The 14,139-nt window shown below is 55.3% G+C and carries 11 protein-coding genes; 7 read left to right on the top strand and 4 right to left on the bottom strand.

The features are described from left to right. The first annotated feature begins 9 nt into the window (after window positions 1–9). Window positions 10–669 (top strand): bifunctional tRNA pseudouridine(32) synthase/23S rRNA pseudouridine(746) synthase RluA, encoded by a 660-nt coding sequence (gene rluA / locus K5Y33_RS14930; RefSeq protein WP_101762135.1) that lies wholly within the window; start codon window positions 10–12, stop codon window positions 667–669. A 220-nt stretch (window positions 670–889) separates the two neighbouring features. Here the strand turns inward: rluA and djlA are convergent, their stop codons facing one another. Then, window positions 890–1,702: a co-chaperone DjlA gene (djlA, locus tag K5Y33_RS14935; protein ID WP_061718138.1), complete on the bottom strand. Its 813-nt coding sequence runs from the start codon at window positions 1,700–1,702 to the stop codon at window positions 890–892. 182 nt (window positions 1,703–1,884) lie between these two features. Between djlA and lptD the strand changes: the two genes are divergently transcribed. The 6 genes from lptD to apaH are packed head-to-tail and all read left to right on the top strand — an operon-like array spanning window position 1,885 to window position 8,704. After that, window positions 1,885–4,254 carry an LPS assembly protein LptD gene (gene lptD / locus K5Y33_RS14940; protein ID WP_240632902.1) on the top strand — a complete coding sequence of 790 codons (2,370 nt, stop codon included), beginning with the start codon at window positions 1,885–1,887 and terminating at the stop codon, window positions 4,252–4,254. Window positions 4,255–4,308: 54 nt separating this feature from the next. Next, window positions 4,309–5,604 (top strand): peptidylprolyl isomerase SurA, encoded by a 1,296-nt coding sequence (gene surA, locus K5Y33_RS14945; RefSeq protein ID WP_222234407.1) that lies wholly within the window; start codon window positions 4,309–4,311, stop codon window positions 5,602–5,604. Further along, window positions 5,594–6,586, top strand: coding sequence for a 4-hydroxythreonine-4-phosphate dehydrogenase PdxA (gene pdxA, locus K5Y33_RS14950; protein ID WP_222234409.1), 993 nt, complete (start codon window positions 5,594–5,596; stop codon window positions 6,584–6,586). The genes surA and pdxA overlap by 11 nt, the downstream gene beginning before the upstream one ends. Next, window positions 6,579–7,403 (top strand): 16S rRNA (adenine(1518)-N(6)/adenine(1519)-N(6))-dimethyltransferase RsmA, encoded by an 825-nt coding sequence (gene rsmA / locus K5Y33_RS14955; protein WP_008108647.1) that lies wholly within the window; start codon window positions 6,579–6,581, stop codon window positions 7,401–7,403. The genes pdxA and rsmA overlap by 8 nt, the downstream gene beginning before the upstream one ends. Before the next feature lie 4 nt (window positions 7,404–7,407). Beyond that, window positions 7,408–7,785 carry a Co2+/Mg2+ efflux protein ApaG gene (gene apaG, locus K5Y33_RS14960; protein WP_101762139.1) on the top strand — a complete coding sequence of 126 codons (378 nt, stop codon included), beginning with the start codon at window positions 7,408–7,410 and terminating at the stop codon, window positions 7,783–7,785. Window positions 7,786–7,834: 49 nt separating this feature from the next. Next, entirely contained in the window at window positions 7,835–8,704 is an 870-nt protein-coding gene (gene apaH / locus K5Y33_RS14965) for a bis(5'-nucleosyl)-tetraphosphatase (symmetrical) ApaH (protein ID WP_210080882.1), read from the top strand. Between the two features lie 53 nt (window positions 8,705–8,757). Here apaH and folA read toward each other — a convergent pair whose 3' ends face one another. From folA to carB, 3 genes are all read right to left on the bottom strand, one after another. Beyond that, a complete protein-coding gene (gene folA / locus K5Y33_RS14970) occupies window positions 8,758–9,240 on the bottom strand; it encodes a type 3 dihydrofolate reductase (RefSeq protein ID WP_101762141.1) in 483 nt (160 codons plus the stop codon). A 285-nt stretch (window positions 9,241–9,525) separates the two neighbouring features. Continuing rightward, on the bottom strand, window positions 9,526–10,668 hold the full coding sequence (locus tag K5Y33_RS14975) for a porin (protein ID WP_101762142.1): 1,143 nt from the start codon (window positions 10,666–10,668) through the stop codon (window positions 9,526–9,528). Window positions 10,669–10,905: 237 nt separating this feature from the next. Then, window positions 10,906–14,130: a carbamoyl-phosphate synthase large subunit gene (gene carB, locus K5Y33_RS14980; protein ID WP_101762143.1), complete on the bottom strand. Its 3,225-nt coding sequence runs from the start codon at window positions 14,128–14,130 to the stop codon at window positions 10,906–10,908. Between the last annotated feature and the right edge of the window lie 9 nt (window positions 14,131–14,139).

Genomic DNA, 14,139 nt, shown 5'->3' on the forward strand with positions numbered 1-14,139 from the left:
CGCGACATCATGCTGATGGAAGCTTACAACCCGCCGCTCGAACCCTGGCTGCATATTCTGTATCAGGACGAGCACATTATGGTGGTGAATAAACCGAGCGGGTTGCTGTCGGTGCCGGGCCGTCTCGAAGAGCACAAGGATAGCGTGATGACGCGCATCCAGCGTGATTTCCCACAGGCGGAATCGGTGCACCGTCTCGATATGGCAACCAGCGGCGTGATCGTCGTGGCCCTGAATAAAGCGGCTGAGCGTGAGCTCAAGCGCCAGTTCCGTGAGCGCGAGCCTTCTAAATACTATGTGGCGCGCGTGTGGGGCCATCCAGCGGCAGAAGAGGGTTTGATCGATCTGCCGCTGATTTGCGACTGGCCGAATCGGCCGAAGCAAATGGTGTGTTTCGAGAACGGCAAAGCGGCGCAGACCGAGTATCAGGTGCTGGAGTATGAAGCCACGAACAGTGCGCGCGTCAAGCTTAAGCCAATTACCGGACGCTCACACCAGCTGCGTGTGCATCTGCTGGCGCTGGGGCATCCGATTCTTGGCGACCGCTTTTATGCACATGATGAGGCGCTGGCGATGGCGTCGCGTTTGCAGTTGCATGCGGAGTCGCTGACGATCACCCATCCGGCGTTTGGCAATAGCATGACGTTCAGGCAGCCGGCGGGATTTTAGTGTTGGAGATGCTGCCCCTCCTCGGTCCGTGCTTGCAGTCCCCCTCCTCGTTCCGTGCTTGCTGCCCCCCACCTCGGTCCGTGCTTGCAGTCCCCCTCCTCGGTCCTCCCCCATGGATGGGGGAGGAAGATGTTGCTACATGTTAGTGATGAAGCTGCATGTGGCAGTATCTCCTTCCCCCGTTTGCGGGGGAAGGCCGGGATGGGGGACAGCAATAAAATTATTTAAACCCTTTCTCCTTACGAATCAGATCGTAAGCCGCCTGAATCTCCTGCGCTTTCTGCTTCGCCATCTCCATCATTTCCGGCGGTAAACCTTTCGCCACCAGCTTGTCAGGATGATGTTCGCTCATCAGCTTACGGTACGCGCGCTTGATGGTGGTGCCATCATCGCTGCTTTTCACGCCCAGCACGCTGCAGGCATCTTCCAGCGTAGGACCGCGTTGCGCCTGCTGATAGGCGCCGCCGCGGGAAGAACCGCCGCCACCAAACTGCTGACCGCCTTCCATCATGCGCAGGAACTGATCGAACTGTGCGCGTGAAATACCCAGCTCTTCGGCAATCACATACAGCACCTGACGTTCGTTGGGATGCAGTGAACCATCGGCGAAGGCGGCCTGGATTTGGATTTCCAGAAACATCCGAATCAGATCAAACCGGCCAAAGCAGGCGCTGCGCAGCTCGCGCAGTTTACTGCGCAACGGATAGTCGCTCTGTTTACCTTCACGGAACGCACGCTGCGCGGCAGTGCGCGCATCGCCATGCAGCTGCATGCGATCCATAAATAAGGAAGCAATCTGGATATCCGCTTCGGTGACGCGCCCTTTTGATTTGGTCAAATGGCCCATCACCTGAAATGTGGTACTGAAAAACAGCGTCTGACGCGCCTGGTTATTGGCGAAATAGCCCTGTCCTTTTACGCTGCGCACTTTGTCAAACATGTGACCAATGATCAGACCCAGTACAATGCCCCAAAAGCCTGCCCCGGAAAATATCCCGAGCGCCAGACCAATTACTTTTCCCCAGTAGCGCATAAACTCCTCAATTCGCCATGCTTGCGGCTGAAAATTGCATTATCATACCTGTCATTTATCTCAGCGCCTAACGGCAACGCGGACAGACAAGGATTAACACTGGCGCAACGCCGGGCAGTAAGTTAGTCTCTGACCGGATTGTCGGCATGATGCCAGTTTTCATGGAATTATCGAAACCGCGTATGAAAAAACGTATACCTACCTTGCTGGCTACCATGATTGGTGCAGCGCTTTATAGCCAGTCATCACTCGCCGACGATCTGATGTCGCAGTGCATGCTGGGCGTGCCGAGTTACAACCGCCCGCTGGTCAATGGCGACACCAACTCGCTGCCGGTCACCATCCATTCTGATTCCGCCAAAGGCAACTATCCGGATGATGCGGTGTTCACCGGTAACGTCGACGTGCAGCAAGGCAATAGCCGCCTGCGTTCCGACGAAGTGCAGCTGCATCAACGTCAGCAGGAAGGCCAAACCACGCCGGTTCGTACCGTGGATGCGCTGGGTAATGTGCACTATGACGACAATCAGGTCATCCTCAAAGGTCCGAAAGCCTGGTCAAATCTGAACACCAAAGACACCAACGTGTGGAACGGTGATTATCAGATGGTTGGCCGTCAGGGCCGCGGCGATGCCGATCAGATGAAACTGCGCGGTAACAATCGCTACACCATTCTGGAAAACGGCAGCTTTACCTCTTGTTTGCCGGGTTCCAACAGCTGGAGCGTGGTCGGTTCCGAAGTGATTCAGGACCGCGAAGAAGAAGTCGCGGAAATCTGGAACGCCCGCTTTAAGCTCGGCAATGTGCCGGTATTCTACAGCCCTTATTTACAGCTACCGATTGGCGATCGCCGCCGCTCCGGTTTCCTGATCCCGAATGCGAAATACGGCAGTAATAACGGCTTCGAATTCATGCTGCCGTATTACTGGAACATCGCGCCGCAGGCCGATGCCACCATCACGCCACACTATATGGAAAAACGCGGTCTGCAGCTGCAGAACGAATTCCGCTATTTGACGGTATTTGGCGCAGGCTTGATGGAGCTGGATTATCTGCAGTCAGATAAGCAGTACGACAATGACAAAGCAGTGCGTGGTATCGCGCAGGACGATAGCTCCGATCGCTGGCTGTTCTACTGGCGCCATTCGGGTGTATACGACCAGCACTGGCGCTTCAACGCTGACTACACCAAAGTAAGCGATCCCTATTACTTCAACGATCTTGAGTCGAAGTACTACAGCTCCACCGATGGTTACGCCACGCAGAAATTCAGCCTTGGCTACGCGGATACCAACTGGGACGCGACGCTGTCGACCAAAGACTTCCAGGTGTTTGGTAACACCAGCAACAGCAACGTCTATCGTGCGATGCCGCAGCTCGATCTGAACTTCTATCAGAACGATATGGGGCCGTTTGATGGTCGAATCTTTGCGCAGGCGGTGAAATTTACCAACGTCAATAGCCAGATGCCTGAAACCACGCGTCTGCATGTTGAGCCAACGTTGAATTTGCCGCTGTCTAACGGCTGGGCGAGTCTCGATACCGAAGCGAAATTCCTGGCAACCCATTATCAGCAGGATGACGTTGAGTATTACAACACCTCGGTAAATACCGCTCGTGATAATCAGCTGGAAAACTCGGTCAACCGCACGCTGCCCCAGTTCAAAGTGGATGGCCGCCTGGTGTTTGACCGCGATATGGACTGGGAACCAGGCTATACGCAAACGCTGGAACCGCGTGTTCAGTACCTTTACGTCCCCTATCGTAACCAGAGCAATATCTATCCGTACGACTCGACGTTGCTGCAAACCGACTACACCGGCCTGTTCCGCGATCGTACCTATAGCGGCCTGGATCGCATCGCTTCAGCAAATGAAGTGGCGACCGGCGTAACCACGCGTATTTATGATAACGATCTGGTTGAACGTTTTAACGTTTCTGTGGGTCAAATCTACTCGTTTACCCCGTCTCGTACCGGCGTAAACCAGACGAACAAAGAAGATGACACCGGCAGCTTGGTTTGGGCCGGCGACACGTACTGGAAAATCAGCGATCGCTGGGGGGCGCGTGGCGGTCTGCAATATGACACCCGCCTCGATAACGTCGCGCAGGGCAATGCGGTAGTTGAGTATCGTCAGGATGCCGATCGTATGGTGCAGCTGAGCTATCGCTACAGCAGCCCGGAATATGTGGCGCAGGCGCTGAATAACTCAAGCCTGGTGACTAACCCGATCTATAAAAACGGGATTTCACAGGTGGGCGGCACTGCCAGCTGGCCGATTGCGGATGCCTGGTCACTGGTGGGCGGTTATTACTACGATACCCGCAACAGTCGTCCGGCTGAACAGCTGGTCGGCCTGCAGTACAGCTCGTGCTGCTATGCCATTCGTTTGGGTTACGAACGCAAGATCAACGGTTGGGAAAACAACGACAGTAAGTATGACAACCAAATCTCATTCAACATTGAGCTGCGTGGTCTGAGTTCTAACTATGGCTTAGGCACCAACGAAATGCTGCGTCAGGGCATCATCCCTTACCAGCGCGCTTTCTGATGTTGTGATGTTTGACAGGCTCTCCCGCAGTGCGGAAACAACAATGGATAAAGTATGAAGAACTGGAGAATGCTGATTCTTGGTGTAGCGATTACCGCTAACACTGCGTTCGCAGCCCCACAAGTGGTTGATAAAGTTGCCGCAGTCGTGAACAACGGCGTGGTACTGGAAAGTGACATTGATAACATGATGCGCACCGTGAAATCACAGGCGCAGCAGGCAAACCAGCAACTCCCTGATGACAAAACCTTGCGTCATCAGATCCTTGAACGCCAGGTCATGGATGCCATCATTCTGCAAATGGGTGAAAGAGCGGGCGTGCAGATTACCGATCAGCAGCTGGATCAGGCAATTCAGAACATTGCCGCGCAAAACCGCATGAGCCTCGATCAGCTGCGTAGCCGTCTGGCCTATGACGGTATGAACTACAACGATTACCGTGCGCAAATCCGCAAAGAGATGCTGATTTCAGAAGTGCGTAACAACGAAGTGCGTCGCCGCGTCACTATCCTGCCGCAGGAAGTGGATACGCTGGCTACGCAGGTGGGTGCGCAGAACACGCAAGGTACTGAGCTGAATATCAGCCAGATCTTGCTGCCGCTGTCAGAAAACCCGACGCAGCAGCAGGTTGACGACCAGGAAACGCTGGCGCGCCAACTGGTTGCTCAGCTGAAAGGCGGTGCCGACTTCGGCAAGCTGGCCGTGACTTACTCAGCCGATCCGCAGGCGCTGAAAGGCGGCAACATGGGTTGGGGCAAAATTGAAGAGCTGCCAACGCTGTTCTCGCAGGCGCTGAGCACCGCGAAGAAAGGCGATATCGTCGGTCCAATCCGTTCAGGTGTTGGTTTCCACATCCTGAAGGTGAACGACCTGCGTGGCGAAAGCAAAAGCATCTCTGTGACTGAAGTGCATGCGCGTCACATTCTGCTGAAGCCGTCACCGATCCTGACCGACGCTCAGGCGCAGGCCAAAATCGAACAAATTGCAGCTGATATTAAAAGCGGTAAAACCACCTTCGCCGCAGCGGCCAAACAGTTCTCCGACGATCCGGGTTCGGCTAACCAGGGCGGCGATCTCGGCTGGGCATCTCCAGAGATTTACGATCCGGCATTCCGCGATGCATTGCTGAAGTTGCAGAAAGGCCAGGTCAGCCAGCCGGTTCACTCCTCATTTGGCTGGCACTTGATTCAGTTGCTGGATACGCGTCAGGTTGATAAGACCGATGCCGCGCAGAAAGAGCGCGCCTATCGCATGCTGTTCAACCGTAAATTCGCGGAAGAAGCGCAAACCTGGATGCAGGAACAGCGCGCCAGTGCTTACGTGAAAATTCTGGATAACAATGGTCAGTAATTATCGAGTGGTGATCACGCCCGGCGAACCCGCCGGGATTGGTCCCGACCTCACCCTGCAACTGGCGCAGCAAAACTGGCCGGTTGAATTGGTGGTCTGCTGCGACGGCGAGCTTTTGCGCCGTCGCGCTGCTTTATTGGGTTTGCCGCTGACGCTGCGTGACTATCAGCCTGCCGTTGCGGCACAACCGCAGCAGGCCGGCACGCTTACGCTGCTGCAGGTCGATACCGCTCAGCCAGTGACCGCCGGAGAACTCTGCGTCGCAAACAGTCACTACGTGCTGGAAACCCTGACGCGCGCCTGTGACGGTTGTCTGAACGGCGAATTTGCCGCGCTGATTACCGGTCCGGTGCACAAAGGCGTGATCAACGATGCGGGCATTCCGTTTACCGGTCATACCGAGTTTTTTGCCGATCGCGCCGGTGGCAATGTAGTGGTGATGATGCTGGCAACAGAAGAGTTGCGTGTGGCATTGGCTACCACACATCTGCCGCTGAAAGATGTTTCTACCGCAATTACCCGCGACACGCTGCATGAAGTGATCACCATTCTGCATCGGGATCTGCAGCAGAAGTTTGGTTTACCGCATCCTCATATTTTCGTCTGCGGCCTTAATCCGCATGCCGGCGAGAGCGGCCATATGGGCCGCGAAGAGATTGATACTATCATTCCGGCCCTCAACGAACTGCGCCAGCAAGGCATCCAACTTACCGGACCTCTGCCAGCCGATACGCTGTTCCAGCCGAAATACCTGCAACATGCCGATGCAGTTCTGGCGATGTATCACGACCAGGGCTTGCCGGTGCTAAAATTTCAGGGGTTTGGCCGCGCGGTGAATATCACACTTGGCCTGCCCTTTATCCGGACTTCTGTCGATCACGGCACCGCGCTTGAATTAGCCGGTCTCGGTCAGGCAGAACCGGGCAGCTTTATCACGGCGCTTAATCTCGCCATCACTATGATCAAGAGCAGTAATGAATAATCGCGTCCATCAGGGGCATTACGCCCGTAAACGTTTCGGGCAGAACTTCCTGAACGATCAGTACATTATCGATAGCATTGTCTCCGCCATTCACCCGCAAAAAGGTGAAGCTATCGTGGAAATCGGCCCCGGCTTGGGTGCATTAACCGAGCCGGTAGGCGAACGTCTGGATGAGCTGACCGTGGTCGAGCTGGACCGCGACCTTGCTGCGCGTCTGCAAACGCACCCGTTCCTCGGTCCTAAGCTGACCATTTTCCAGCAGGATGCCATGACCTTTGATTTCTCTGCGCTGGCGCAAGAGAAAGGCCAGCCGCTGCGCGTGTTCGGCAACCTGCCGTACAACATCTCGACGCCGCTGATGTTCCACCTTTTCAGCTATACTGGTTCGATTAAAGATATGCACTTCATGCTGCAGAAAGAAGTGGTGAATCGTTTAGTCGCCGGTCCGGGCAGCAAAGCTTACGGTCGTTTGAGCGTGATGGCGCAGTACTATTGCCAGGTTATTCCTGTGCTCGAAGTGCCACCAGAATCCTTCACGCCGGCACCGAAAGTGGAATCAGCCGTGGTGCGTTTAGTGCCGTACATGCAGCCACAGTATCCGGTCAGCGATATTCGACTGCTGAGCCGTATCACCACGGAAGCCTTTGGTAAACGCCGAAAAACGCTGCGCAACAGCCTTGCTCATATGTTTGCGGCTGGTGCGCTGGATCAATTAGAAATCGATGCCTCGCTGCGTGCAGAGAACGTCTCTGTGGCGCAATATTGCCAACTGGCAAACTGGTTGAGCAAGCATCAGGCAGAAACTCCGGAGAGTTGAGTGCATGAGTGATTTGGCCCGCGTCTGTATCCATGTGCATAGTCAGTATGTGGAGTCGCAATCCTTGCCCGACGAGGATCGCTACGTGTTTGCCTACACCATCACCATTCGCAATTTGGGGCGCAGCAACGTCCAGCTGCGTAGCCGCTATTGGCTGATCACCAACGGCAACGGTCGCGAGACTGAAGTGCAAGGTGAAGGCGTGGTCGGCGAACAGCCGCACATTGCGGCCGGCGGCGAGTATCAGTACACCAGCGGCGCGATTCTGGAGACGCCGATGGGCACCATGCAAGGCCACTATGTGATGATCGACGATGCGGGCGAAGAGTTCCACGTCGAGATTCCGGTGTTCCGACTCGCGGTGCAAACCCACATTCACTAATCCTCCTCCGCCCGGCCCGTCCGGGCGGCGCGTTTTAATCGGACTGACAATGAGTACATACCTGATTGGCGATGTTCATGGCTGTTATGACGAGCTTCGTGCGCTGTTGGCGCAGGTTGACTTCGATCCGCAGCAGGACACCTTATGGCTTACCGGCGATTTGGTGGCGCGCGGCCCCGGTTCGCTCGATGTGCTGCGCTATGTAAAATCGCTGGGAAATTGCGTGCGCCTGGTGCTGGGTAATCACGACCTGCATTTGCTGGCGGTGTATGCCGGTATCAGCCGTAACAAGCCGAAAGATCGCCTAACGCCGCTGCTGGAAGCCGATGATGCCGATGAGTTGATCAACTGGTTACGTCGTCAGCCACTGTTGCAGGTAGATGAAGAGAAGAAGCTGTTGATGGCGCATGCGGGCATTACGCCGCAATGGGATTTAGAGACGGCGCAGCTGTGCGCGCGTGAAGTGGAAGCGGTGCTCTCCAGCGACAGCTATCCGCTGTTTCTGGATGCGATGTATGGCGACATGCCAAACAACTGGACGCCGGAACTCAGCGGTCTGGCGCGACTGCGCTTTAGCACTAATGCGCTGACGCGCATGCGCTTCTGCTTCCCGAACGGCCAGCTGGATATGATCTGCAAAGAGTCGCCTGAATCCGCGCCGCCGCCGCTCAAGCCGTGGTTTAAGGTGCCGGGCAAAATCGACAGCGACTATACGCAGATCTTTGGTCACTGGGCATCGCTGGAAGGTAAAGGCACACCGGAACATGTGATTGGTCTGGATACCGGCTGCTGCTGGGGCGGAACATTGACGCTGCTGCATTGGGAAACCAAACAGTATTACGTACAGGCATCCAATCGCGAACAGGCAATGGCCGACAGCGCGGTGAGTGCGCATCCACCGTTAAGTGATACGCCGTAAATAAAAAACCCCGCATAAGCGGGGTTTTTTATGGGTCGCCATCACTGGCAACGTTACTTGCGGCGATCCAGGATCTCGAAGCAGTAGCTGTGCGAGTTCTGCTCATCGGCGTCATGGAATTCGCTGAAGGTTGACTGCCACTCGTCCGGTTCGTAATCCGGGAACTGCGTATCCCCTTCCACTTCCGCATCGATATGGGTCAGGTAGAGGCGATCCGCGCGAGCCAGCATCTGCTCGTAAACGCGTCCACCACCAATCACCATCATCTCTTCGACATCACCCGCCGCTTTTACCGCCTCTTCCAGCGATGTCACCCAGGTGACGCCTTCATGGTTGCCCGGCTGGCTGCTGACCACAATGTTCAAGCGTCCAGGAAGCGGGCGGCCTATCGATTCAAAGGTCAGACGACCCATAATCACCGGCTTATTCAAGGTATTACGTTTGAACCATGCCAAATCTGCTGGCAGGTTCCATGGCATGGCGTTTTCCATACCAATAATGCGATCCGCTGCCAGTGCCGCGATCAGACTAATCATGTTAAAAGACCTACTGGAAAAAATTGGCGCCATCATACGTAAAGGCGAAACTTTCGTCGATAGGCCGCCCCCGCTATTTGCGTAAAGCTCCGATGCCACCGCACTTTTGTTATTGGACAGAGTTTTACACCGACTTTCCCGGCAATTGCGGGGCGAGGAGCCAGAAATTGCTGACGAGGCGGCACAACTCCGCGCGAAACGTCGCGTTATTGGTATCGCAGTGTAAAGAAAAGCGCACTCTGTGCAAAAAAAGAAAACGGCTCCCGCAGGAGCCGTTGAAACGCTTTAGAAATCGTAGCGTAGACGCACCAGATTCACGTTGCCCAGTGACTTGTCGGTGCTGGAGGTGATGACATATTCGTAGTCGACACGGAAGCCGTAATCCAGCTGCGCACTCACACCAACGCCGTTATCAATACGCTTGTAGTCACGTCCGTTGACGAACTCCAGACGGTCGCCCATGAAGTAAGGCTGAATAGATTTCACCGCATACTGGCCAATTGGGAATTTGTAGCCGGCAAAGTATTCGATGCCCCACGCGTCATCCGCGAAGTAATTGTTAACGGTATTACGTTTGGTTGGGGAGAAGTTCTCATACCAACCCGCTCCGGCTGACAGCGTCCAGTTATCCGGCGTCCAGCTCAGAGCGGTACCGTAGATATTCTGGTCATAGCGTTTGCTGTCGCCATTGCCTGGATTGCGGATATCGGCGCGGGTGTAGTTCCACGCGGTTCCCCACGCCAGGTCTTTGGTGATGTGATAGTTCACACCCAGCGAGCCGCCGCCTTTACGCTTATAGCGCAGGCCGTTACCTGGCAGGAACTCATTATCTTCAAACAGGTACGACGCATACACATCCGCATCGCCGAAGGTATTTTTGTACTTCAGCATTTTGCGCGAACGGTAAGAACCATCGTAATCACCATTGATGCCGTTGCCCGGCGCCTGCGCCAGCATGTCGTAATCCCAGATATCGGTCTTCGCTCCTACGACATCGTAGTAAACGCTGTTCTGCTGACCAAAGTAGAGCTCACCCAAGGTGGCGCTTTTGAAGCCAGTATAAAGTTGGCGGCGCGAGGTGTTATTCGCACCATCTGCATGATGATTGTCCCAACCCCACCAGGCCGGGAAGTTAACGCCCAGCTCGTAGTAACCGACCCAGCTTACGTCGTCAAACAGGTAATAATTGGCGCTGAAGCGGAAGCGTGAGCCACCGTCGTAGCCATTACGTTTGTACGATTTGTCGTTCACGCCATTCTGATGTTGGAACTGCGGACGAATACTGCCGCCCACTTTGAAGTCGAGACGGCTTAGCGCATCGCCCGCCTGTGGATCCTGCTTGAGTAAAGTAATTTCCGCCTGGCTGGCGAGTGGCGCCGCTGCGAGTAACGCAGCAATAGCGCTGAGAGTGAAAGCACGCATTTGCATTTTTTATATCCCAGTTAAGGTGAGCGCTCTATTGGTGAGCGAGCGAAATAGTACGGTGCGCTAACTGGGATCTTATTTATAATTTTGTGCGGATATTCCGAGGTGTAACGCTTTCCGCATCAACTGATAAAACATATGTCAAATCAATAGGATTTTTACAGATAAGGAAATGCGGGCATTGGTAAAAGGATAAAAAAACGGCCCCCGCAGGAGCCGTTAATGGGTAGCCAGTTGGAATCAGCCTTTAATTTGCGCGTGCATTTCCTGCACCGAAATTACCTGCTCCGTTGGATCCGCGTTCAGCGCCATCGCTGTGGCAAAACCGCCGTTCAGCGTGGTGTCGTAATGCACTTTGTACTGTAGCGCGCTACGACGAATCAGCTTGGAGTCTTCAATCGCCTGACGTCCCGCCGTGGTGTTGACGATGTAGGTATATTCGCCATTCTTCAGGCGATCCTGAATGTGCGGACGACCTTCATGCACCTTGTTCACCAGACGTGGATTGATGCCCGCTTCGCCCAGCACCACTGCGGTACCGTGTGTCGCATCCAGCTCGAAACCAAACTTCTGCAGTTTTGCCGCCAGGTCGACGATGCGTTTCTTATCGCCTTCACGCACTGACAGCAACGCGCGACCGGTTTTCTTCATGTTGCTCTGCGCACCCAACATCGCTTTGGCGAAGGCTTCAGCGAAGGTGCGACCGACGCCCATCACTTCACCGGTAGAGCGCATTTCTGGGCCGAGGATTGGGTCAACGCCTGGGAACTTGTTGAACGGCAGCACCACTTCTTTCACCGAGTAATACGGTGGAATCACTTCTTTGGTGACGCCCTGTTCAGCCAGCGTTTTACCTGCCATCACGCGCGCGGCAACCTTCGCTAGCGCCACGCCAGTGGCTTTCGACACGAACGGCACGGTACGCGCGGCACGTGGGTTGACCTCAATCAGGTAAACTTCATTGTCCTTCACCGCGAACTGCACGTTCATCAGGCCACGTACGTTCAGCTCGAAGGCCAGTTTTTCCACCTGCTGACGCATCACGTTCTGGATTTCAGTGCTCAGCGTGTAGGCCGGCAGTGAACATGCGGAGTCACCGGAGTGCACGCCCGCCTGCTCGATGTGCTCCATGATGCCGCCAATCAGCACGCGCTCGCCGTCGCAAATCGCATCAACATCCACTTCAACCGCATCATCGAGGAAGCGATCCAGCAGCACTGGCGCATCGTTAGAGACCGACACCGCCGTCTGGAAGTAACGCTTCAGGTCGATTTCGTCGTAAACGATCTCCATCGCGCGGCCGCCCAGCACATAAGAAGGACGCACCACCAGCGGATAACCGATCCCAGCTGCTTTCTCAACGGCCTGTTCCAGCGTGGCAACGGTGGCGTTAGCCGGCTGCTTCAGGCTCAGGCGATCAACCGCCTGCTGGAAACGCTCACGGTCTTCTGCACGGTCAATCGAGTCCGGGCTGGTACCAATCACCGGCACGCCAGCCGCTTCCAGCGCGCGTGCCAGTTTCAGCGGCGTCTGGCCGCCGTACTGTACGATGACGCCTTTCGGCTTCTCGATACGCACGATTTCCAGCACATCTTCCAGCGTGACCGGCTCGAAGTAGAGGCGATCCGAGGTGTCGTAGTCGGTTGAGACGGTTTCCGGGTTACAGTTGACCATGATGGTCTCGTAACCGTCTTCACGCAGCGCCAGCGCCGCATGCACGCAGCAGTAATCGAACTCAATGCCCTGGCCGATACGGTTTGGACCGCCGCCCAGAATCATGATTTTTTCACGATCCTGGTTTGGATTGGCTTCGCACTCTTCCTCGTAGGTTGAGTACATATAGGCGGTGTCGGTGGCGAATTCAGCCGCGCAGGTATCAACGCGTTTATAAACCGGATGCAGGTTAAATTGCTGACGCAGCTTACGGATTTCGCCTTCAGATACGCCCGCCAGCGCGGCCAGACGGACATCAGCAAAGCCTTTACGCTTCAGCGCGCGCAGGAACTCCGCGTTCAGCGAGTTCACACCTTCGCGTTCAACCTGCTCTTCCAGACGCACCAGCTCTTCAATCTGCACCAGGAACCAGCGATCAATGTTGGTGAGGTTGAACACACCATCAACTGACATGCCGGCGCGGAACGCATCGGCGATGTACCAGATACGGTCAGAACCGGCATCTTTCAGTTCGCGGCGAATGCGCGTTAACGCTTCTGGATCGTCGAGGCTGACTTTCGGGTCGAAACCGTTGGCACCGACTTCCAGACCGCGCAGCGCTTTCTGCATCGATTCCTGGAAGGTGCGGCCAATCGCCATCACTTCACCGACCGATTTCATCTGCGTGGTCAGACGATCGTTGGCACCGGCGAACTTCTCGAAGTTGAAGCGAGGAATCTTGGTAACGACGTAGTCGATAGAGGGTTCGAACGACGCAGGCGTTAAGCCGCCGGTGATGTCGTTCATCAGCTCATCAAGGGTAAAGCCCACCGCCAGTTTCGCCGCCACTTTGGCAATCGGGAAGCCGGTCGCTTTTGAAGCCAGCGCTGATGAACGCGATACGCGCGGGTTCATTTCAATGACGATCATACGGCCATCTTTCGGGTTCACCGAGAACTGGACGTTCGAACCACCGGTTTCGACACCGATTTCACGCAGTACCGCCAGCGAGGCGTTACGCATGATTTGATACTCTTTGTCGGTCAGAGTTTGCGCGGGCGCCACGGTGATAGAGTCACCGGTGTGGATGCCCATTGCATCGAAGTTTTCGATCGAGCAGACGATGATGCAGTTGTCGTTTTTATCACGTACCACTTCCATCTCGTACTCTTTCCAGCCAATCAGCGACTCATCAATCAGCAGCTCATTGGTTGGCGACAAGTCCAGACCGCGTTCGCAAATCTCTTCGAACTCTTCGCGGTTATAGGCGATACCGCCGCCGGTGCCGCCCATCGTAAAGGAAGGGCGGATGATGCACGGGAAGCCAACGTCTTCGGCCACCGCCAGCGCTTCTTCCATGGTATGCGCGATACCGGAACGTGCGGTGCCCAGACCAATGCTCTTCATCGCCACGTCGAAGCGACGACGATCTTCGGCTTTATCAATGGCATCGGCAGTCGCACCAATCATGGTGACGCCGAACTCAGCCAGCACGCCCTGACGCTCCAGCTCCAGCGCACAGTTCAGCGCTGTCTGGCCGCCCATGGTTGGCAGCACCGCATCCGGACGCTCTTTTTCGATAATCTTGCGTACCACTTCCCAGTGAATCGGCTCGATGTAAGTCGCATCGGCCATTTCCGGGTCGGTCATAATAGTTGCCGGGTTCGAGTTCACCAGAATGACGCGGTAGCCCTCTTCACGCAGCGCTTTACACGCCTGCGCACCGGAGTAGTCAAATTCACATGCCTGGCCGATAACGATCGGGCCAGCACCAAGAATCAGGATGGATTTTATGTCTGTACGTTTTGGCATCGTGGGCTC

The sequence above is a fragment of the Pantoea sp. DY-17 genome, assembly GCF_019795975.1.
Taxonomy (GTDB): Bacteria; Pseudomonadota; Gammaproteobacteria; order Enterobacterales; family Enterobacteriaceae; genus Pantoea; species Pantoea leporis.